Raw genomic sequence first — 20,711 nt, 5'->3', positions numbered from 1 at the left:
GTCCACCACCATGCTCTTCTTCTCGGCGGTCAGGAAACGCTCGGACGCGGTCGCGTCGATGGTCAGCAGGCGGCGGTCCATGAAGATCACGTTCTGCAGCGGCGGCGGCAACTTGAAGTGCAGGCCGGGCTCGCGCACCACCTGCTTGATCTCGCCAAAGGCGAAGACCACGGCGTACTGGCGCTGGTCCACCACGAACACCATCGAGGAGCCGATCGCCAGCAGGATGAAGAGGCCAATGACAATGGAAATCAGTCGGTTCATGTCAGGGCTCCTCAGCGCGAATCGCGGTCACGGTTGCGCAGCAGTTCGCGCGACCGGTTATCGCCGTTGGCCTCGGGCGCGGGCGTGCTGCCGCTGCCGGTGGCGGGAGCCTGCGCGGCGCCGGCGGCCGGCGCGCGCGGATCGGCCTGCACCTGCGACATCAGCTTGTCCAGCGGCAGGTAGAGGAGATTGTTGCCCTGGCGCGAATCCACCAGCACCTTGGTCGAATTGGTATAGATCTGCTGCATGGTTTCAATGTAGAGGCGGTCGCGCGTCACCTGCGGTGCCTTGGCGTACTGCGCCTGGACCTGCTGGAAGCGTGCGGAATCGCCTTCGGCCTGGTTGACCACGCGCGACTTGTAGGCCGACGCTTCTTCGTTCAGGCGCGCGGCCGTGCCCTTGGCGCGCGGGATCACGTCGTTGGCGTAGGCCTGGCCCTCGCTGATGGCGCGCTCGCGGTCCTGGCTGGCCTTGTTGACGTCGTCGAAGGCGGCCTGCACCTGCTCGGGCGGCTGCACGCTCTGCACGTTGACCGAGATCACGCGAATGCCGGTCTTGTAGGCCGACAGGATGGACTGGATCGACTTGGCGAGATTCTGCGCGATCTGCTCGCGGTTCTCGTACAGCACCGCATCCATCTTGTTGCGCCTGCGTCAGCATGGACGCGTCCTTCAGGTTGCTGTCCTTGATCGAGGTCGAGCGGCCCACTTCCACCGAGCGCACGCTCGACAGGTTGACGATCTCGGCCGACTGGATCGGATACGGCAGGCGCCAGTTGATGCCGGGGCCGGTGGTGTACTTGAACTTGCCGAACTGCAGGATGACCGCGGTCTGACCTTCCTGCACCATGAAGAAGCCGCTGGCCAGCCAGATGCCGATGGCCGCGACCACGACGACGCCGGCACCCACGCCCGAGCCCTTGCCCGGGGTGCGCGCGCCGCCGCCAAAACCCTGGTTGCCGCCGCCACCGTTCTCCTTGCGGCCGAGCAGGCCGTTCAGGCGACGGTTGAAGTCGCGCCAGAGCTCATCCAGGTCGGGCGGGCCGTCCTGGGGTGGACGCTGTTGCTGCTGCCGGTTGTTGTCGCGGCCGTCCTTGTCCTTATCCTTGTCTTCATCATCGCCCCGACCCCAACGTGGATCGTTCAACGACAGGATCGCGCGCAAACGCTGCCAGGCCGTCCGATAGGGGGCGACACCGCTGGCGCGGGCGCCGAAGGCATGGCTCGATTCAGGATTCCGGGGAAACTGGGGCATGAAGTGCACGGGTCCGGGATAGTTGGAACAGGGGGATTCTAACAGTCATCGACGCCACATTTTCCTATTTGGGGCAATCTGGCGCCGATTTCCGCCGAACCGGCTTACAGCGTGTCGGGTTCTTCCGGATCGACGCCGGGCCCGGCATCGGGATCGGCGTCGCCGTGATCGTCCAGGGCATCCTCGAGATGCGCGTGGCCGTCGGAAAAACGCGGATCCAGCGGCGGGCGCTCCGGCGGGCGTTCGGCCAGCCAGCGCGCCGCTTCCACGACGGCCTCGCGCAGGGCGTCCAGGCCGATGCCGTCGCGCGCGCTCACGAACACCCGCACCGGCACGCCTTCTTCGTTGCGCTCCACGCGCGGCCCCTGCTCCAGGAGTTCCGGCGCGGCATCGATCTTGTTCATCACGACGATCTGCGGGATGTCGTCGGCATTGATCTCGGCCAGCACGCGGTTGACCTGCTCGACCTGTTCATGCCGCACCGGGCTGGAGGCGTCCACCACGTGCAGCAGCAGATCGGCGTGCACGGTTTCTTCCAGCGTGGCGCGGAACGCCGCCACCAGCTGCGTGGGCAGGTCGCGGATAAAGCCGACCGTGTCCGAGAGCACCACGTTGCCCAGCCCCTCCAGGTAGAGCCGCCGCGACGTCGTATCGAGCGTGGCGAACAACTGGTCGGCCGCGTACGCGCGCGCCTTGGTCAGCGCGTTGAACAGCGTCGACTTGCCGGCATTGGTATAGCCGACCAGCGAGATGCTCAGCGTATCGTTGCGCGCCCGCGCGCGGCGCTGGGTGCTGTGCTGGCGCTGCAGGCGGGTCAGGTCCGACTTCAGCCGCTTGGCGCGTTCGTCCAGCAGCCGGCGGTCGAGTTCGAGCTGGCGCTCGCCGGGGCCGCCGCGCATGCCGATACCGCCCTTCTGCCGCTCCAGGTGGCTCCAGGCGCGGACCAGCCGCGAAGCCTGGTACTGGACCTGGGCCAGCTCGACCTGCACCTTGCCGACGTGGCTCTGCGCGCRCTGCCCGAAGATGTCCAGGATCAGCCCCGTACGATCGATCACGTGACGCTGCAGGAAGCGCTCGAGATTGCGTTGCTGGGCGGGGCTCAGGGTGTGGTTGAACACCACCACGTCGGCGTCGAGCGCGTCGGCGGCCTCCTTGAGTTCTTCCGCCTTGCCCGAGCCGATGAACAGTGCCGGGTCCGGGCGCGAGCGCCGGCCCGTCAGCATGTGCACAGGCGTGGAGCCGGCGGTCGACGTCAGCAGCGCCAGCTCGCTCAGGCTTTCCTGGAAATCGTGCTTGCCGAAATCGACGCCGACGAGGATGGCGCGGGAAGACTCGGAATTGGAGGTAGCTCTAGATTGCAAACGGGAGGATCGCGGAACGCGATAAAGGAAAACGTAGAAACCGGCCGGGGGCGTGGCTGGTGCCGCGAGGCAAGCGCCTGGCCCGGGAGGTGYCCGATGGCGGAAGGTGTCCGCGGTGGGATGCACCAGGGTGAGGCATTGTCCGCGGCAGACCCATGTTCATGCCTGCGGTACAACCGGATGGCCGGTGTCGTTTTTGGTGTCGAACCGGGATTTCAGGCCCCGGCGCGGCACCGCTTGCGGCGGCCGTGTCGCGCTTGCGACGGGCGGCCGGAAACATCAGAATTTACGGTAAAGGATCAACCCTCGGCCGTATCGTCCACGCGGAAATTCACGGCGCGCGCGGGCACGACGGTGGAGATCGCATGCTTGTAAACCATTTGCGTCACGGTATTGCGCAACAGGACGACGTACTGGTCGAACGACTCGATATTGCCTTGCAGCTTGATGCCATTGACGAGGTAGATTGAAACCGGCACGTGCTCTTTGCGCAGCGCGTTCAGGAACGGGTCTTGTAGCAATTGCCCTTTGTTGCTCATGGCACACTCCAAAATTATAGATTTAGTGATTGATGATGGGGACGTTAATCCCCGATTCAAGTCGAGCGGCGCAAAACCGCGCCAAAAAAGATCAAAACGGTACCAAGCTAGCATCGTCTCGCAGGGAACCCCCTGCTAACGAGAATTTAGCCTCAGTTCCAAACGAACGCAAACGAAACTTGCCCGCCATGGCCCCCGCTGCCCGACTCAATCCTTCGAGTCGGCATATGGGTTTTTGTTCGTACGAAATTCGATGCGCAGCGGCGTGCCCTTGAGCTTGAATGCCGTGCGGAAGCGATTTTCGAGATAGCGCCGATAGCTGTCCGCGACACCCGAGAGCGAGTTCCCGTGCACCACGATGATCGGCGGATTGGAGCCGCCCTGGTGCGCGTAGCGCAGCTTGGGCCGGGTCGCGCCGACGCGCCTGGGTTGCTGGAACTCGACCGCTTCCTGCAGGATGCGCGTGAGCTGCGGCGTGGGCAGCTTGACCATCGCCGCCGCGTAGGCATCGTCCACCGAGCGCAGCAGCGCGCTGATGCCGGTGCGCTCGCGCGCCGACACGAAATGGAAGTTGGCGAAATCCAGGAACTGCAGCTTGCGCTCCAGATCGTGCTTGATGCGGTCGCGGGCATGGCCGTCGAGCCCGTCCCATTTGTTGACGCCGACCACCAGCGCGCGGCCCGACTCCACGATAAAGCCGGCGATATGCGCATCCTGCTCGGAAACGTCCTGCTGCGCGTCGAGCAACAGCACCACCACATTGGCGTCGGCGATCGACTGCAAGGTCTTGACCACCGAGAATTTCTCGATCGCCTCGAACACCTTGCCGCGCTTGCGCAGGCCAGCGGTATCGATCAGCGTGTAAGGCTTGCCGCCGCGCTCGAATTCCACGTAGATCGCGTCGCGCGTGGTGCCGGGCATGTCGAAGGCGATCACGCGCTCTTCGCCGATCAGCGTGTTGACCAGGGTGGACTTGCCCACGTTGGGACGGCCCACGATGGCGATCTTGACGCCGCGCTGGGCGCTGTCCTCTTCCTCGGCCAGTTCGGGACGTTCCTTGACCGCCAGCTCCAGCGCCTCGTCCACCAGTTCGCGCACACCGTCGCCGTGCGTGGACGAGATGGCATAGGGGTCACCCATGCCGAGCTCGTAGAACTCCGCGGCCACGGTGGTGTACTTCATGCCCTCGGCCTTGTTCACGGCCAGCATGACGCGGCGGCCGGTCTTGCGCAGGTAGTCCGCGATCACGCGGTCCTGCGGTGCCAGCCCGAGACGGCCGTCGACGAGGAAGATCACCACGTCGGCCTCGACCACGGCCTGGCGGGTCTGCTTGGCCATCTCGGCCACGATGCCGTCCTTGGCCACCGGCTCGAAGCCGCCGGTATCGATGGCGATGAACGGGCGTTCACCGATGCGGCCTTCGCCGTAGTGACGGTCGCGCGTGAGCCCGGGCAGGTCGGCGACGAGAGCGTCGCGCGAGCGGGTCATGCGGTTGAATAGCGTCGACTTGCCCACATTGGGACGGCCGACCAGAGCGATAACTGGTTTCATGCAATAAACGGAAATGGGGGCCGGCAGATGCCGCCCCCCAGGAACTCCGGAGTGATGTGGGTCCGACGGCCGGGCGCTACGCACCTGGCCACGTTTCCTGTCGGGCAACCGGGCTGGCATTGCAGCCCGGCCTCGTTCACCTGCACGATCCCGCGGACCGTGCTACCGGATTGGCGCAGCCCATGCCGACAGGTGCACGGGCCATCGCCTTCATTGTCGCGGCGCCTCAGTCCGGCACGAAGCCGTAGAGGTTGCCGTCGCGCGTCTGCACCACCAAYGATGCGCCCGCCACCACCGGCGCGGCGGTAATCTCGCTGCCGTCGGTCTTCACGCGGGCCACGAACTGGCCGTCTTCGCGCGAGAGGAAATGCACATAGCCATCATAGTCGCCCATCACCACCGAGCGGCCCAGCGCCAGCGGCGTGCCCAGGCGGCGATACAGCAACTGGTCGTTCTTCCAGCGCTCGTTGCCGTTCTGGCGGTCGAACGCATGCACGACCGAGCGTTCGTCGCTGGCGTACAGCGAGCCGTCATCCTGCGCGGGGCCGGTCGGCGACGAGAAATCCTTGCCCCATTGCGGCTGGCCATTGGCCAGTTCCAGGCAGGCCACGCGGCCCTGGAAGGTGGTGGCGCAGACCTGGCGGCCATTGACCATCGGCTGGCCGGTGACGTCGTTGAGCCGTTCGATCTCGGACACGCCCTTCGGATAGGACACCGTGCTTTCCCAGCGCAGCACGCCGTTGCCCGGGGCCAGCACGCCGAGCTTGCCGCCCGGGAAGCCCATCACGATGCCGTCGCCGGCAAACACCATGCCCATCGCCGCGCGCAGGTTGAGCGCGGTCTGCGAGCGCTGGTAGATCCAGCGGCGCTCGCCGGTCTGCGCATCCAGCCCGAGCACGCGCGTGTCGGTGGTGCGCACCACCACCAGGCCGTTGCCGACCAGCGGCGCGGACAGGACCTCGCCGTTGACCTGCTTCTTCCAGAGCTGCTTGCCACTGTTGTCGAAGGCAAACACGGCGCCCTTCTCGCCCGCCACCGCGGTGACGGTGCCGTCGCTGCCGGGACCGCTGGTCAGGTCGATATCGGTCTTGGCCTCCCACAGCGTGCGGCCGGTCGTGCCGTCGAACGCCATCACCTTGCCGCCGTTGGAGGACGCGTAGACCGTGCCGCCGGCCACTGCCGGCTGCAGCGAGTACGGGCCGCTCTTGCCGACGCCGGCCTTCCAGGCCTGGCGCACCGACAAGGTCTGGGTGATCGGCTTGAGTTCGACCGGCGTGCGCTTGTCAGCCTTGCTGAACAGCGAGCAGCCGCCCAGGGTGGCGACACACGCGGAGGCCACCACCAGGGCGCGGACGAAATTGCCGTGTTGCTGGTTCTTGGCCGTGCCGGAAAACAATGACGTCATGAGGTTCCGATCCTGAATTGGGTTGAAACGCGATTTTGCTGGCAGCAGCCGCGCCCGCGCACGGGCGCCCTGCCTGCGGGCCGGAGAGCCGGGCAATGCCGCCCTCAGGCGGTGCCCAGCGCGTCGAGCTTGAACTGGATGATCTGGCGCATGGCCGCATCATTGGCGTTGAGCTTGTCGAGCGCCTGCCGGTACGCCGTGCGCGCGTCGGCACGCTTGTCCTGCGCAGCCAGCAGGTCGCCGCGGCGATCCGCATACAGCGCCGTGAACGGTGCCGGCGGCTCGTCCTTGAGCAGGGCCAGGCCCTGGTCGTAGGCCTTCTCGTCGAGCAGCACGCCGGCCAGGCGCACGCGCGCCAGATAGGCGTATTCGCCGTCGCCGTGGTCGATCGCCCATTGCAGCTGGACCTTGGCGCCGGCCAGGTCGCCCGCATCGTACAGCACCTTGGCGGCCACCAGCGCAGACATGGGGCCATAGGCGGTCTTGCCGAACTTCTGCTCGAGGTCGCCCGCGGCGCGCTTGATGCGCTCCACGTCGCGGCTGTCGGCAGCCTTGRYGACCTGCTCGTACAGCAGCGCGGCWTCGCSSGCCTGCWYGCGCTGCCAGTAGTTCCAGCCRCTCCAGGCAGCAAAGGCCAGCAAGCCGGCGATCAGCGCCCAGGTCACGGTGTTGCCGTACTGGCGCCACCAGGCCTTGAGGCTCTCAAGCTGTTCCTGTTCTTCTAGATCGTAAGCCATGTCGAGGGATCCACCCGCGTATGTTTGTATGAGGGGCCGCGCGCGACCCCTGGTCTTGCTGCCCGTGCCGGCGGCCGGGCGCGTTTATTCGCTGGCGCCCACCATGGCGTCGATGATGTGGTCGACCAGCGTTTCCGCCGGCACCGTCACCTGCGCACCGCCGCCCTCGGCCTGCGCGCCCTGGCGCAAATCCTTGACCTGGGCCGTGCCAGCCGCCACTTCATCGTCGCCAATGATAACGGCATAGGCAGCGCCGCTGCCGTCCGCGCGCTTCATCTGCGACTTGAAGCTGCCGCTCTTGCCGTCCGGCGTGGCGTGCAGCAGCACATCGAGGCCGGCATCGCGCAGCCGCTCGGCGGCGATCATGGCCTGCTCCGCAGCCGCCGCGCCCTGGTGCACCAGGTAGACGTCGCAGCCCTCGGCCTCGGGCACCAGCCCTTCCTCGCGGATCAGCTCGATGATGCGCTCGATGCCCATGGCCCAGCCGCAGGCCGGCGCGCCCTTGCCGCCCATCTGCGCGATCAGCGGATCGTAGCGTCCGCCGCCGGCGATGGTGCCTTGCGCGCCAAGCTTGTCGGTGATCCACTCGAACACCGTCAGGTTGTAGTAGTCCAGCCCGCGCACCAGGCGCGGGTTGATCTTGAACGGAATGTTGTTGGCCTTGAGCAGGCGCTGCACGCCTTCGAAGTGGGCCAGCGATTCCTCGCCGAGGAAATCGATCAGCTTGGGCGCGTTGGCCGCCATCTCCTGCAGCGCGGGATTCTTGGTGTCGAGCACGCGCAGCGGGTTGGTGTAGAGACGGCGCTTGCTGTCCTCGTCGAGGATGTCCTGGAAACCTTCCAGGTACTTGATCAGTTCCTCGCGGTGGGCGGCGCGCTCATTGGCCTGGCCCAGCGAGTTCAGCTCCAGGCGCACCCCGACCAGGCCAAGGTCGTCCCACAGGCGCTGGCACATCAGGATGATCTCGGCGTCCACGTCGGGGCCGGCAAAGCCCAGCGCCTCGGCGCCGAGCTGGTGGAACTGGCGGTAACGGCCGCGCTGGGGCCGCTCGTGGCGGAACATCGGGCCGGTGTACCACAGGCGCTTGGGGCCGTCGTACAGCAGGTTGTGCTCGATGGTGGCACGCACCGCGGCGGCGGTGCCTTCCGGGCGCATCGTCAGCTGCTCGCCGTTGAGCGCATCGGTGAAGGAATACATTTCCTTCTCGACGATGTCGGTCACCTCGCCGATACCGCGCACGAACAGCTGCGTATGCTCGACGATCGGCGTGCGGATCTGCTGGTAGCCATAGGCGCGCAGCATGGCGCGCGCGGCGTTCTCGAAATGCTCCCACAGCGGCGCGTCCGCCGGCAGCATGTCGTTCATGCCCTTGACGCCCTGCAAGGCCTTGGCGGCCTTGCCCTTGCTGTCTGCCTTGTTGTCGCCGGCCTTGGCGGCGTCGCCGCCGGCCGCCGGATTCACGGGTTGATTCATCTTCTGTTGTCTTTCCCTGTGGTGCCCTGTCCGCGACGGATCAGGCCGCCACCTCATTGCCTGCGCGCCCGGCATTGCTGCCATAGTGGGAGCGCACATAGTCGTCGACGATCGCCTGGAATTCCTCGGCAATCCGGTCGCCGCGCAAGGTCTTGACCTTGACGCCATCGACGAACACCGGCGCCGCCGGCGATTCGCCCGAGCCCGGCAGCGAGATGCCGATATTGGCATGCTTGCTTTCGCCAGGGCCGTTCACGATGCAGCCCATCACGGCCACGTCCATTTCTTCCACGCCGGGGAATTCGGTCTTCCAGACCGGCATCTGCTCGCGCAGGTAGCTCTGGATGCTGGCCGCCAGTTCCTGGAAGGTGGTGCTGGTGGTGCGGCCGCAACCCGGGCAGGCAATCACCATCGGGGTGAAGTTGCGCAGGCCCATGGTCTGCAGGATTTCCTGCCCCACGTAGACTTCCTTCTCGCGCGGCGCGCCCGGCTCTGGCGTCAGCGAGATGCGGATGGTGTCGCCGATGCCTTCCTGCAGCAGCACCGACAGCGCCGCCGTAGAGGCGACGATGCCCTTGCTGCCCATGCCCGCCTCGGTCAGGCCCAGGTGCAGCGCGTAGTCGCAGCGCTTGGCCAGCTCGCGGTACACGGCGATCAGCTCCTGCACCTGCGAGACCTTGCACGACAGGATGATCTGGTCGCCCGACAGGCCGATTTCCTCGGCCTTTTTCGCCGACTCGATGGCGGAGGTGATCAGCGCCTCGACCATCACGTTCTGCGCCGGCCACGGCTGCGCGCGCCGCGCATTCTCGTCCATGACGCGCGCCAGCAGCGACTGGTCCAGGCTGCCCCAGTTCACGCCGATGCGCACCGGCTTGTTGTAGCGGATGGCCATCTCGATCATCTGCGCGAACTGCGTGTCGCGCTTCGCGCCCTGCCCCACGTTGCCGGGGTTGATGCGGTACTTCGACAGCGCCGCGGCGCACTCGGGATAGTCCTGCAGCAGCTTGTGGCCGTTGTAGTGGAAATCGCCCACCAGCGGCACGTTCACGCCCATGCGATCGAGCTGCTCGCGCACGGCCGGCACCGCGGCGGCGGCCTCGGGCGTGTTCACCGTGATACGCACGATCTCGGAGCCGGCACGCGCCAGTTCCTTGATCTGGATGGCGGTGCCGATGGCATCCACCGTATCGGTGTTGGTCATCGACTGCACGCGCACGGGTGCGCCGCCACCGATGGTGACCACATTGTCGCCCCACACCACGCGCGCCTGGCGCGTCATGCGGCGGGGCAGCGGGCCGGGCAGTACCGGCATACAAGCCTGTTGATCCAGTTGATTCATAGCATTACCACCTTGGCCTTGCCTCGCCCTGCGATTGCGCATGGCTGGAGAAACGGTGTTTTCAGGGCAGCGTCAGGCGCGCCACGTTGTTGCGGTTGGCAGCCGCCAGATCGACCGGCGCGCCATTGCGGGTGAGCGACTCGACCCCCTTCACATTGCCGATCACCACCTTGTAGGGTGGCGTGCCGCCGCCGCTGAGGTCCTGGCCGGCGCGCGCGGTGCCGCCCAGCACGACCTTGCCGCTGCGGTCGCGAATCTCGTACCAGGTGTCGGACGCGAAGCGGATGCGCAGCTCGCCGTTGCCCGCGGCCGCGGGTGCCGCGGGCGCCGCGGCCACCGGGGCTGGCGTGGCCGCCACGGCGGCAGGCACGGCCGCAACCGGCGTGGCCGGCTCGACCGCCACCGGGCCGCTGGCCGGCAAGGCTTCGGAAGGCGCGGGTGCGTCGGAGGCCGCCATCACCGGCGGCAGTGCCGCCGTGACGGTGCCGGGCTCGCTACCCTGCGGCGCCGTCGCGGCCGGCGGCGCGCTCAGGCCTTCCTTGCGCGCCTCGAGCCATTGCTTGAAATGATCCAGGCCGAACAGCACGCCGCCGCCGATCAGGGCAACCACCAGGGCCAGCCAGATCCAGCGCCCGCCCGAGCCGCTCGAGCCGAAGCGGTTGCGGTCGTCGAAACTTTCGTTGAGGCCGCCTTCGCGGCGCGTGCCGATCGCCACCACGGGCACGGCCTGCGCATGGAAACGCGCGAGCAGCGCATCGATGTCGACATGGAGCATGCGGGCATAGGCGCGCATCACGCCCTTGGCAAAGGTCACGTCCGGCAGCGCCGCGACATCGCCCTGCTCGATGGCGGCCAGCTTGTGCGCGGCAACCTTCAGCCGCGCGCTGACATCTTCCAGCGAGAAGCGCTGATCCTTGCGCGCCTGCGCCAGGCGTTCGCCAATCTCGCGCGCCACCGCCTCGCGTCCGGCGTCGGCGGTGGTACCGCCCACGTGACCCGTCGCTGCAGTCTGGCCTTCGGCGCGCTCTTGCTCACTCATCCCATGCTCCTTGTTCGTATGCGGTCAACTCACGCGAGTCGGGAAAACGGCTGCGCAGCTGGGCCACCATGGCATTCTGCGCCGCGACGTCGCCCTGACGGCGGGCAATGCGCGCACCCAGCCAGAGGGATTGCGCGCTGACGAAACTACTGTTGTTGACGCGCCCGGTGTATTCCTTCGCACGCGGGAAGTCCCCGCGCTGGTAGTAGAGCAACGCCAGGTTATTGTTCACTTCCGGGTTGTTGCGGTCGTAGCGCAACGCGCCGAACAGGCTCTTCTCGGCCGCCTCGCCGTCGCCGTTGCGCAACTGGCAGGCGCCGAGGCTGGTCAGGGGCTTGACCGGGCCGCTTGCCGACGGCACCGTGATCGCGCGCTCGAGCAAAGGCACGGCCTCCCGGTAACGGCCGTTCATGCAAAGGAACCAGCCGTAGTTGTTGAGCACGTCGCCATCGTCGGGACGCATCGACAGCGCGCTGCGGAAGCTGTCCTCGGCCAGCGCGCGCTCGTTCATGTTCATGTAGACCAGCGCGCGAATATGGTAGGCATCGACCAGCGTCGGGTCGATGGCGATGGCCTGCCTGGCCTCATCCAGCGCGACGCTATATTGGCCGGCCGACAGGTAGCTGGTAGCCAGCTGCAGCCGGATGGTGGCGCGCCGCTTGACATCGGTCTGRTCGGACGCGGTCTGGACATCCGGCTTGGGCGGGGGCGGCAGCTGGCAGGCAGACAGCATCATCAGCCCCATCAGGACTGCGACTATCAGACGCGTCATGCAGGGCGAGCCTCTTGCGGCTGGCCGGCACCCGGCGCGCTTGCCATGGGTGCCGCCACGATTGGCGTGATCTTCCCGAACTTGCCGCGCTCCGCCAGGCGGGTGCGGTCCTTGACCTCGCCGGCGAGCTGGCCGCACGCCGCATCGATGTCGTCGCCACGCGTCTTGCGGATGGTGGTGACGATGCCCGCATCCATCAGGACCTGGGCGAAGCGGCGGATCTGGTCGTTGTTCGAGCGCTTGAGGCCCGATTCCGGGAAGGGATTGAACGGGATCAGGTTGAACTTGCATGGCACGTCGGCCACCAGCTTCAGCAGTTCCCGGGCATGCTCGACACCGTCGTTGACGCCGTCCAGCATGCAGTATTCGAAGGTGATGAAATCGCGCGGCGCAAACTCGAGATAACGGCGGCAGGCCGCCATCAGTTCCGCCAGCGGGTATTTCTTGTTGAGCGGCACCAGCATATCGCGCAGCGCATCGTTGGATGCGTGCAGCGACACCGCCAGGGCCACGGGCAGGTCCCTGGACAGCCGGTCCATCATCGGCACCACGCCGGACGTGGACAGCGTCACGCGCCGGCGCGACAGCCCGTAGGCATTGTCGTCCAGCATCAGGCGCATGGCGGGGACTACCTGGTCGTAGTTCAGCAGCGGCTCGCCCATGCCCATCATCACCACGTTGGAGATGACGCGGTCGTCCTTGGGGCCGCGCCCCAGCTGGGCGCGCATGGCGAACTCGGCCATCCACAACTGGCCGATGATCTCGCCGGTGGACAGGTTGCGCGAGAAGCCCTGCTTGCCGGTCGAGCAGAACCGGCAGTTGACGGCGCACCCCGCCTGCGAGGACACGCACAGCGTACCGCGCGTTTCCTCGGGGATGTACACCGTCTCCACCGCATTGCCGGCACCGACGTCGAGCAGCCATTTGCGCGTGCCGTCGGCCGACAGGTTGTCGGTGATGGCGGCAGGCGAGCGGATCTCGGCGCGCGTGGCGAGCTTTTCGCGCAGCGACTTGGCGAGATCCGACATGGCGTCGAAGCGGCTGGCGCCGAACTGGTGAATCCAGCGCTGCAACTGCCGCGCACGAAACGGCTTCTCGCCGAGCTCGCCGCAATAGGCGGTGAGCGCGTCCGCATCCAGATCGAGCAGGTTGACGAGATCGTTCATGACGGCAGTATCGACTTCAAGGTCAGTCTAGTGCTGGGGAATAAACCAGACAATCAGCGGCTGTAAACGTTCATGCCGGGGAAGAAGAACGCGATTTCGACGGCAGCCGTTTCCGCTGCGTCCGAGCCGTGCACGGCATTGGCGTCGATGCTGTCGGCGAAGTCGGCGCGAATGGTGCCCTTGTCGGCCTTCTTCGGGTCGGTTGCGCCCATCAGGTCGCGGTTCGTCAGGATGGCGTTCTCGCCTTCCAGGGCCTGGATCATGACCGGGCCGGAAATCATGAAGTCCACCAGGTCCTTGAAGAACGGGCGGGCGCTGTGCACGGCGTAGAATTGCTCTGCTTCGCCGCGCGACAGGTGAGCCATCTTGGCAGCCACGACCTTCAGGCCGGCGGCCTCGAAGCGAGCGTAGATCTGGCCGATGACGTTCTTCGCCACGGCATCCGGCTTGATAATGGACAGGGTGCGTTCGATCGCCATAAAAACTCCGAAAAATGAAGGGGTTACAATTGGAATAAACGTGCAATTCTAGCACGAGACGGTTATGGTTTCGAGAACGCCCCTGCCGCCGCGCCACCGCCCTGGCCGGCCAGCCCCCCTTGCCCGGCAATAGGCCCCTTTAGTCACTTTGATATTTGCTGGCCTACAGGGAACGCCGGGCGCGGCCGATAATCGAATGAACGTTGGCCGCGCGGGGCGAGATTACACCTTGATGACAAAGTGGCGGTTAAGTTTCACAGCCCTTGCAATTCGCCCTATGCGATGCCACATTGGCGATGTGCCCGCCTGGGTCAACCCGGCGCCTCACCGTTCTTGAGACAGGAGTCACCATGGATAACAAGCTGAATACCTACGGTTTCGGCAGCGGTACCGCAACCAGCGACGTTGTGGTCCGCAATCGGGTAATGCGCAACACCTACTGGCTGCTCGCCATTTCGATGATCCCGACCGTCCTCGGCGCCTGGATCGGCGTGGCGACCGGCTTCAGCCTGATGCGGGGCAGCCCCGGCCTGTCGCTGATCCTCTTCCTGGGGATCGCGTTCGGCTTCTTCTACGGCATCGAGAAGACCAAGAACAGCAGCATGGGCGTGGTCCTCCTGCTAGCGTTCACTTTCTTCATGGGCCTGATGCTGTCGCGGCTGATCGGATCCGTGCTGCAGTTCTCGAACGGCCCCGCGCTGATCATGTATGCCTTTGGCGGCACTGCGGCGGTATTCGGCGCCATGGCGACCGTCGCCACGGTCAGCAAGCGCGATTTCTCCGGCCTGAGCAAGTTCCTCTTCGTCGGCGTGATCCTGCTGATCCTGGCCAGCGTCGCCAATATCTGGCTGCAACTGCCGTCGCTGATGATCACGGTGTCGGTCATCGCCATCGGCATCTTCTCGGCCTACATCCTATTCGACGTGCAGCGCGTGCTGAACGGCGGCGAGACCAACTACATCACGGCCACGCTGGCGATCTACCTGGACGTGTACAACGTCTTCGCCAACCTGCTGGCGCTGCTGGGGATTTTCGGCGGCAGCCGCGATTAGGAGCCCCGCTTCGCTTCGTTTGAAGCAAGCGCCCGGACAGACGACCTGACCGCACCGCCCCCCAAAAAAGAAGCCAGCGCATCCGCGCTGGCTTTTTTTCGTGCCGCCAGCCCGGGCGTTAATCGCGGTCGAACACCGCGATCGATTCCACGTGGGAGGTATGCGGGAACATATTGACCACGCCCGCGCCCGACAGCCGGTAGCCGGCCTCGTGCACCAGCAGGCCGGCGTCGCGCGCCAGCGTGGCCGGGCTGCACGACACGTAGACGATGCGCCGTGGCAGCACATCGCTGCCGGCCCGGGCCAGCTCTGCGAGCGCCTTGCACACCGCCAGCGCGCCCTCGCGCGGCGGATCGACCAGCCAGCGGTCGAAGCGGCCCAGCGCGGCGATATCCTCGGCACCAACCTCGAACAGGTTGCGGCAGGCAAATTCCGTCTTGTGGTCTAGGCCGTTCCTGGCCGCATTGGCCAGCGCCCGCGTCGTCAGCAGCTCGCTCCCCTCGATCCCCATCACCGTGCGACCGCGCGTGGCCAGCGGCAGCGTGAAGTTACCGATACCGCAGAACAGGTCGAGCAGGCGGTCATCAGGCTGCGCATCGAGCAGGCTCAACGCCCGCCCGATCAATACACGGTTGATCTGGTGGTTGACCTGCGTGAAATCGGTCGGCTTGAACGGCATGCGGATGCCGAACTCGGGCAGGGTGTAGGCCAGCTCGCGGTCCAGCGGATAGAACGGCACGACCGTGTCCGGCCCCTTGGACTGCAGCCAGAACTGCACTTCGTGCCGGTCGGCGAAGGCGCGCAACAGGTCCTCGTCCGCCGTGGTCAGCGGCTCCAGGATGCGCAGCACCAGCACGGTCACGTCCTGGCCGACCGCCAGCTCGATCTGCGGCATGCGATCGCGGATCGACAGCCCCGTGACCAGCTCGCGCAGCGGTACCAGCATGGCCGAGACATGCGGCGGCAGCACTTCACAGCGCGTCATGTCGGCCACGAAGCTGCTCTTGCGCTCGTGGAAACCGACCAGCACCCCACCCTTCTTCGCGACATAGCGCACCGTCAGGCGGGCGCGGTAGCGGTAGCCCCAGTCGGGCCCGGCGATCGGGCGGAACACCACGTCCGGGCGCAGCTTCGACAAGTGCCAGAGATCGTCTTCGAGCACGCGCTGCTTGATCGCCAGCTGCGCGCGCGAGTCCAGGTGCTGCATCGAACAGCCACCACAGACGCCGAAATGCTGGCAGCCCGGCTTCACCCGCATGGGGGTGGCCTGCTTGATCTCGACCAGCGCCGCCTGCTCGAAGCTGGCCTTGCGCTTGAAGCTGCGATAGCTCACGGTTTCCCCGGGCAGCGCGCCTTCGACGAAGATCACCTTGCCGGGAGTGCCGTCCTCGTTGACCAGCCGGCCGACGCCGCGCGCCTCCATATCGAGGCTATGGATCTGCACGACCGGCTGGGCGGCGGAGGGAACGGCAACAGGAACGGACGAGGCGGCGGGAACGCCACCTTCCGGCGCCGGTTGGGCTTGCGGTTGAGTCACGGCTTGGGACACTTGGGGAGCTGTCGTATTGTTTTGCGAAAGCGCGATTGTATTCCAGACCCGGCCCGGCACGGCCGCCCAATGGGGCGATGCCGGGTGAAGGCGGACACGGCCAGCGACGAAACGAGCGCACGACAAGTGCGCGCGATTGGCGCAACATGGACACAGCGTGCAAACCCAGCCGGCAGGCGAGCAGGAGGCGACATGGAACTGATCTCGTGGAATATCCAGTGGGGCCGCGGCGCCGATGGCCGCGTCGACCTGGCCCGCACGGTGCGAACGCTGCGCGCCATTGCTGATGCCGACGTGCTGTGCCTGCAGGAAGTCACGCGCGGATACACCGAACTCGGCGGCGGCCCCGGTGCCGACCAGGTCGCGGAACTGACGGCGCTGCTGCCCGGCTACCGCATCCTCTACGCACCCGGCGTCGACCGCCTGGCCGCCGACGGCTCGCCGCGCCAGTTCGGCAACCTGATCGCCACGCGCCTGCCGGTGCGCGAGGTATTCCGCCACGCCCTGCCCTGGCCCGCCGACGCGACCGTGCCATCGATGCCGCGCGTAGCGCTGGAAGCTACCGTGATGGCAGACGACCGGCGCCTGCGCGTGATCTGCACACACCTGGAGTACTACTCCACGCATCAGCGCGCGGCCCAGGCGGATGCGCTGCGCAACTGGCACCGCGAGGCCTGCGAGCACGCGAGCCAGCCTGGCTTGCGCGAAGGCAGGCCGGGCCCGTTCACACCCGAGCCGCGCCCCGTTTCCGCGGTACTGTGCGGGGATTTCAACAGCGTCCCCGACGATATCGCCTACTTGCGCATGCTGGCCCCGTACGACAACTCGCACGAGCCCGGCGTGGTCAGCTGGCACGACGCGTGGATGCGCGCCCACCCCGGCCAGCCCCACGCGCCCACCTGCGCGCTGCACGACAAGGAACAGTGGCCGCAGCGGCCCTTCGCCTGCGATTTCATCTTCATCACGGAAGACCTGCAGCCGCGCTTGCTGTGCTGCGAGGTGGACGGCGAAACGCAGGCTTCCGACCACCAGCCGCTCTACCTCTCGCTGGCGGACGAATAGCGCCCGGGGACGAATGGCAAACGCCCCGGCGCGGCATGGCCGCGACGGGGCGTTGCAAGACAAGCGGCAAGCGCGCGGTTCAGATCTCGGGTTCTTCCTCGTCATCGCCGCCGGCATGCACCGGCTTGATGCGAAAGGCACGCAGGTAGTCCATCCACTGCGCGCCGGGCAACTCGGCAAGCGACTCCTGCACGAACTCGACTTCGGTATCGAACTGCCGGGGCGTCAGCCCGCCACGCATCAGCTGGAAGCGGCAATACACCAGGTAGGTATTGACGACATCGGTCTCGCAGTAGTCGCGGATCGCGCCCAGCTGACCGTCCTGGTAGGCCTGCCAGACCTTGCTGCCGTCCATGCCCATCTTGCCGGGAAAGCCGCACAGCTTGGCGAGGTCATCGAGCGGCGCACTGGCGCGCGGCTGATACATGGCCAGCAGGTCCATCAGGTCCAGGTGCCGCATGTGATAGCGGCTGATGTAGTTGTTCCACTTGAAGTCGCGGCTGTCGGACTCGCTGCCCTCGCCCATCTCCCAGTAGCGCGGCGCCAAGATGCCGTGCACCAGGCCGCGGTAGTGCAGCACGGGCAGGTCGAAGCCGCCACCGTTCCACGACACCATCTGTGGCGAGTAGCGCGCCACCAGGTCGTAGAACTTCTGGATCAGGACAGCCTCGCCATCTTCCGCCGTACCCAGGGAGCCCACATGGAAAACCGGGCTGCCGTCGCGCTGGTTGCGCCGCAGGACACACGAGATCGCGGCGATGCGCTGCAGGTAATGGGGCAGGAAATCGCTGCCGGTCTTGTCGCGCCGGGCCGCGAAGGCATGCTCCGCGACTTCGGCATCGGTCATTGAATCGGGATGGTCGTGAAGACGACGCAAACCATCGACATCGGGAATGGTCTCGATGTCGAATACCAGCACAGGTGTCATAGAACGGCGTCCTTGCGCACGCCTTGGGAAGCGAAATGGCGCTTGAGCTTGACCAGCGCCTCTTGCTGGATCTGGCGCACGCGCTCGCGCGTCAGCCCCATCTCCTCGGCAAGTTCTTCCAGCGTGGCTGGCTCGATATGGTTAAGGCCGAAGCGGCGCTCGACGACGTAGCGGTGTTTCTCCGACAGGCGCGCCAGCCACTGCTTCATCAGGTTTTCCAGTTCGCGGTGCGCGACTTCCTGGTCGGGCGCGGCGTTATGCTCGTCCGAGAGGAAATCCAGCAGGCTGGAACCGGGATCCAGGTCGAACGGCGTATCGAGCGAGGTGGTGTGCTCGTTGAGCGCGAGCACATCCTGTATCTCGTCGGGCGTCTTGCCCAGCAGGTGGGCGATGTCCTCCAGGCTTGCGTCGCGCCCGTCCGTGCCGCCCTTTTCCAGATGGCGCTTGGCGCGCAGCACCTGGTTGAGTTCGCGGATCACATGGACCGGCAGGCGCACCGTGCGGGCCTGGTTCATGATGGCACGCTCGATGCTCTGGCGGATCCACCATGTCGCGTAGGTCGAAAAACGGAAGCCGCGCGAGGGATCGAATTTCTCGATGGCATGCATCAGCCCGAGATTGCCTTCCTCGATCAGGTCCAGCAAGGGCACGCCCCGATTGAGGTAGCCCTTGGCGATACTGACCACCAGTCTCAGGTTGCGCTCGATCATGACCTGCCGCGCCGAGAAATCGCCGCCCTTGGCCAGCGTCGAGAAATGCAGCTCCTCGGGCGCGGACAGCAGCGGCTTGATGCTGATGCGGTTCAGGTAGTGCTGGACCGTATCGGCGGCCAGCTCGGTATGCAGCACGGTGCGGAAGTCGTCGTGGTCCGGCGCAGCGGCTTCCCTGCCGTTCTCACCTTCCTCTTCTTCGTCGGCTTCGTCGTCTTCCTCGTCGCGGGCCTGGCGCTCGACTTCCTCGACCATCAGATCGGCTTCGCGCAGGCCTGCCGCGCTGCCGGTGGTGATCGGCTCATCGGTCAGCGGAACGAGGTCGGCAGCGGGATCCTGGTCGTATGCCTCGGCATCGGCCTGGGCCACGCCAGCGGACTGCTGCATCTCCGGCTGCTTGGAACGCCGGGTCCGGCTGGTGCTTCCGGTTGAGACAGTTTTCYGGCGTGGCATGAATCCTCACTGTGGCGGCAGATACCGCATCGGATCGACTGGTTTCCCGTTTTTTCTGACCTCGAAATGCAGCTTCACTCGATCGGTGTCGCTGTTGCCCATCTCTGCAATCTTTTGTCCCTTGCGGACCGTTGCCTGCTCAGTCACCAGCACCTTGTCGTTGTGGCCGTACGCAGTGAGATATGTATCGTTGTGTTTGATGATGACAAGATTCCCGTAGCCGCGCAAGGGGCCAACGTGAATCACGCGGCCGTCATCGGCAGCCTGTACCGGATCGCCCTTCTTGCCGGCAATATCGATGCCTTTGTTGCCCTTGTCGTCAAAGCGGCCGATCAACTGGCCGGTCACCGGCCATGCCAGCTTGATACCGTTGTCCGCGGCGGCACCGGAAGCCGGCGCGGCGGACGTGGCGGGCGCGCCGGAGGCGGCCGCCGACGGCAGCGGCGTGGGCACCGGGCGGGCCTGGTCGATCGGCTGGCCTTGCACGCTGCCCGGCGTCACCGGCACCGTGGCCACGCCCGGGCCGGCGTTGACGTCGGCTCCCGGGGGCGCCACGCGCAACAATTGACCCACTTCGATCTGGTTCGGGTTGGTCAGCTGGTTCCAGGTGGCCACGTCGCGATACGATTGGCCGTTCTCCAGCGCGATTCGATAAAGCGTATCGCCTCGCTTGACTCGATAGTATCCAGGCGGTGCGGGCTCCAGCGGGGCAACCCCCGCCACGCCGGCGCCGGACGTGCGGTCCACCACGGGAGCCGGCATCGGCGAGGAGGCACACGCCGCCAGCAGGGACAACAACAAAGACGCGGTGACAAGCTGCCCGGCACGGGCGATACGTTCCGTATTCACGATATTGTGCATAGTTCGACTCAGATGGTGCCCGATTTTAATGGCACAAAGAAAACGGCTTCAAGCGCGGTCCGGTGAAATCGATGGCGGTTACGCCGCTCGATCAACAATAACTGCTGCGTGACGGTCTGGCCCGGCCCGCCGGCGGTGGGCGCCACGGCAACCGGGGCGATCAGGCGCCCGCCAATGGCCAGCTGCTCCAGCAACGCCTGCGGCACCTCCATGCCGGCGGCGGCCAGGATGATGGCGGAAAACGGCGCGGCCTGCGGCAAGCCCAGCATGCCATCGCCGTAATGCAGGCGCAGGTTTGGCACGCGCAGCGGCCGCAAGTTCGCCTTGGCTTGTTCGTGCAGCGGACGGATCCGCTCGATAGAGAACACTTCGCTCGCTACCAGGCTCAGTACCGCCGCCTGGTAGCCGCAGCCGGTACCGATCTCCAGCACGCGCGCCAGGGGCTCGTCGGCGGCCAGCCCGTCGCGCAGCAGCTCGATCATGCGCGCCACCACCGACGGCTTGGAAATGGTCTGCTGGTGGCCGATCGGCAGCGCCGCATCTTCGTAGGCCTGCGACGCAAGGCCTGGCTCCACGAAAAGGTGGCGCGGCACGGTGGCGATGGCGTCGAGCACGCGGTCGTCGCGAATGCCTCCTGCGCGCAAGCGTGCCGCCAGCGCGCCGCGCGCACGCTCGGAGGCCATGCCGCCGCCGCCCGCGGTGGCAGCGCTGGCT

At 66.3% G+C, this 20,711-nt stretch carries 19 protein-coding genes and 1 pseudogene; 2 read left to right on the top strand and 18 right to left on the bottom strand.

Going from position 1 to position 20,711, the window contains the following annotated elements; genetic code table 11:
* From AC1DO7_RS26705 to ndk, 13 genes and pseudogenes are all read right to left on the bottom strand, one after another.
* On the bottom strand, window positions 1-264 hold a 264-nt coding region (locus tag AC1DO7_RS26705; RefSeq protein WP_477116748.1), incomplete at its 3' end, for an SPFH domain-containing protein.
* 11 nt (window positions 265-275) lie between these two features.
* Window positions 276-1,518, bottom strand: a pseudogene (gene hflK, locus AC1DO7_RS26700) (FtsH protease activity modulator HflK).
* Between the two features lie 104 nt (window positions 1,519-1,622).
* Window positions 1,623-2,879, bottom strand: a complete 1,257-nt coding sequence (gene hflX, locus AC1DO7_RS26695; protein WP_477116747.1) for a GTPase HflX — start codon at window positions 2,877-2,879, stop codon at window positions 1,623-1,625.
* 299 nt (window positions 2,880-3,178) lie between these two features.
* Window positions 3,179-3,418: an RNA chaperone Hfq gene (gene hfq, locus AC1DO7_RS26690; RefSeq protein WP_017229727.1), complete on the bottom strand. Its 240-nt coding sequence runs from the start codon at window positions 3,416-3,418 to the stop codon at window positions 3,179-3,181.
* A gap of 207 nt (window positions 3,419-3,625) precedes the next feature.
* On the bottom strand, window positions 3,626-4,969 hold the full coding sequence (gene der / locus AC1DO7_RS26685) for a ribosome biogenesis GTPase Der (RefSeq protein WP_441623133.1): 1,344 nt from the start codon (window positions 4,967-4,969) through the stop codon (window positions 3,626-3,628).
* A gap of 226 nt (window positions 4,970-5,195) precedes the next feature.
* The gene (gene bamB / locus AC1DO7_RS26680) at window positions 5,196-6,374 is read right to left on the bottom strand and encodes an outer membrane protein assembly factor BamB (RefSeq protein WP_441623131.1); all 1,179 of its coding nucleotides are present in this window, start codon (window positions 6,372-6,374) and stop codon (window positions 5,196-5,198) included.
* Window positions 6,375-6,478: 104 nt separating this feature from the next.
* Window positions 6,479-7,111, bottom strand: a complete 633-nt coding sequence (locus AC1DO7_RS26675) for a YfgM family protein (protein WP_477116746.1) — start codon at window positions 7,109-7,111, stop codon at window positions 6,479-6,481.
* Window positions 7,112-7,195: 84 nt separating this feature from the next.
* On the bottom strand, window positions 7,196-8,476 hold the full coding sequence (hisS, locus tag AC1DO7_RS26670) for a histidine--tRNA ligase (protein ID WP_441623166.1): 1,281 nt from the start codon (window positions 8,474-8,476) through the stop codon (window positions 7,196-7,198).
* Between the two features lie 148 nt (window positions 8,477-8,624).
* Complete coding sequence (gene ispG / locus AC1DO7_RS26665; RefSeq protein WP_441623128.1) at window positions 8,625-9,926, bottom strand: flavodoxin-dependent (E)-4-hydroxy-3-methylbut-2-enyl-diphosphate synthase; 1,302 nt, start codon at window positions 9,924-9,926, stop codon at window positions 8,625-8,627.
* A gap of 61 nt (window positions 9,927-9,987) precedes the next feature.
* Complete coding sequence (locus AC1DO7_RS26660; protein WP_441623126.1) at window positions 9,988-10,965, bottom strand: helix-turn-helix domain-containing protein; 978 nt, start codon at window positions 10,963-10,965, stop codon at window positions 9,988-9,990.
* On the bottom strand, window positions 10,958-11,737 hold the full coding sequence (pilW, locus tag AC1DO7_RS26655) for a type IV pilus biogenesis/stability protein PilW (RefSeq protein WP_441623124.1): 780 nt from the start codon (window positions 11,735-11,737) through the stop codon (window positions 10,958-10,960). Before pilW ends, AC1DO7_RS26660 begins: the two co-directional genes overlap by 8 nt.
* The gene (rlmN, locus tag AC1DO7_RS26650) at window positions 11,734-12,903 is read right to left on the bottom strand and encodes a dual-specificity RNA methyltransferase RlmN (RefSeq protein WP_441623122.1); all 1,170 of its coding nucleotides are present in this window, start codon (window positions 12,901-12,903) and stop codon (window positions 11,734-11,736) included. Before rlmN ends, pilW begins: the two co-directional genes overlap by 4 nt.
* 53 nt (window positions 12,904-12,956) lie before the next feature.
* Window positions 12,957-13,382 (bottom strand): nucleoside-diphosphate kinase, encoded by a 426-nt coding sequence (ndk, locus tag AC1DO7_RS26645; protein WP_441623120.1) that lies wholly within the window; start codon window positions 13,380-13,382, stop codon window positions 12,957-12,959.
* Between the two features lie 350 nt (window positions 13,383-13,732).
* Here ndk and AC1DO7_RS26640 point away from each other — a divergent pair, with 350 nt between their 5' ends.
* Entirely contained in the window at window positions 13,733-14,434 is a 702-nt protein-coding gene (locus AC1DO7_RS26640; RefSeq protein ID WP_441650449.1) for a Bax inhibitor-1/YccA family protein, read from the top strand.
* Window positions 14,435-14,552: 118 nt separating this feature from the next.
* On the opposite strand, the gene rlmD is transcribed toward AC1DO7_RS26640, so the two are convergent.
* Complete coding sequence (gene rlmD, locus AC1DO7_RS26635; protein WP_441623164.1) at window positions 14,553-15,857, bottom strand: 23S rRNA (uracil(1939)-C(5))-methyltransferase RlmD; 1,305 nt, start codon at window positions 15,855-15,857, stop codon at window positions 14,553-14,555.
* Between the two features lie 318 nt (window positions 15,858-16,175).
* On the opposite strand from rlmD, the gene AC1DO7_RS26630 reads away from it, so the two are divergent.
* Window positions 16,176-17,045: an endonuclease/exonuclease/phosphatase family protein gene (locus tag AC1DO7_RS26630; RefSeq protein ID WP_441623116.1), complete on the top strand. Its 870-nt coding sequence runs from the start codon at window positions 16,176-16,178 to the stop codon at window positions 17,043-17,045.
* 79 nt (window positions 17,046-17,124) lie between these two features.
* Here AC1DO7_RS26630 and AC1DO7_RS26625 read toward each other — a convergent pair whose 3' ends face one another.
* The 4 genes from AC1DO7_RS26625 to AC1DO7_RS26610 all read right to left on the bottom strand — a co-directional run.
* On the bottom strand, window positions 17,125-17,973 hold the full coding sequence (locus AC1DO7_RS26625) for a 3'-5' exonuclease (RefSeq protein ID WP_441623114.1): 849 nt from the start codon (window positions 17,971-17,973) through the stop codon (window positions 17,125-17,127).
* Complete coding sequence (rpoS, locus tag AC1DO7_RS26620; protein WP_477116745.1) at window positions 17,970-19,136, bottom strand: RNA polymerase sigma factor RpoS; 1,167 nt, start codon at window positions 19,134-19,136, stop codon at window positions 17,970-17,972. The genes AC1DO7_RS26625 and rpoS overlap by 4 nt, the downstream gene beginning before the upstream one ends.
* Before the next feature lie 6 nt (window positions 19,137-19,142).
* Window positions 19,143-19,997, bottom strand: coding sequence for a peptidoglycan DD-metalloendopeptidase family protein (locus AC1DO7_RS26615; protein ID WP_441623110.1), 855 nt, complete (start codon window positions 19,995-19,997; stop codon window positions 19,143-19,145).
* Window positions 19,998-20,005: 8 nt separating this feature from the next.
* Window positions 20,006-20,711: protein-L-isoaspartate(D-aspartate) O-methyltransferase (locus AC1DO7_RS26610; RefSeq protein ID WP_477116744.1), on the bottom strand; the 706-nt coding region annotated here is incomplete at its 5' end.

The organism is Cupriavidus sp. 05N40 (genome assembly GCF_056397305.1).
The sequence above is the reverse complement of the archived record's forward strand: the minus strand, read 5'-3'. Positions and strand labels throughout refer to the sequence as shown.

Excerpts from the sequence above, each read along its gene's own strand:
- hfq (WP_017229727.1), bottom strand. The coding sequence starts at position 3,418 with ATGAGCAACAAAGGGCAATTGCTACAAGACCCGTTCCTGAACGCGCTG.
- der (WP_441623133.1), bottom strand. The coding sequence starts at position 4,969 with ATGAAACCAGTTATCGCTCTGGTCGGCCGTCCCAATGTGGGCAAGTCG.
- hisS (WP_441623166.1), bottom strand. The coding sequence starts at position 8,476 with ATGAACGACATGCTGCCGGCGGACGCGCCGCTGTGGGAGCATTTCGAG.
- ispG (WP_441623128.1), bottom strand. The coding sequence starts at position 9,926 with ATGAATCAACTGGATCAACAGGCTTGTATGCCGGTACTGCCCGGCCCG.
- AC1DO7_RS26660 (WP_441623126.1), bottom strand. The coding sequence starts at position 10,965 with ATGAGTGAGCAAGAGCGCGCCGAAGGCCAGACTGCAGCGACGGGTCAC.
- rlmN (WP_441623122.1), bottom strand. The coding sequence starts at position 12,903 with ATGAACGATCTCGTCAACCTGCTCGATCTGGATGCGGACGCGCTCACC.
- ndk (WP_441623120.1), bottom strand. The coding sequence starts at position 13,382 with ATGGCGATCGAACGCACCCTGTCCATTATCAAGCCGGATGCCGTGGCG.
- AC1DO7_RS26640 (WP_441650449.1), top strand. The coding sequence starts at position 13,733 with ATGGATAACAAGCTGAATACCTACGGTTTCGGCAGCGGTACCGCAACC.
- rlmD (WP_441623164.1), bottom strand. The coding sequence starts at position 15,857 with ATGGAGGCGCGCGGCGTCGGCCGGCTGGTCAACGAGGACGGCACTCCC.
- AC1DO7_RS26630 (WP_441623116.1), top strand. The coding sequence starts at position 16,176 with ATGGAACTGATCTCGTGGAATATCCAGTGGGGCCGCGGCGCCGATGGC.
- AC1DO7_RS26625 (WP_441623114.1), bottom strand. The coding sequence starts at position 17,973 with ATGACACCTGTGCTGGTATTCGACATCGAGACCATTCCCGATGTCGAT.
- AC1DO7_RS26615 (WP_441623110.1), bottom strand. The coding sequence starts at position 19,997 with ATGCACAATATCGTGAATACGGAACGTATCGCCCGTGCCGGGCAGCTT.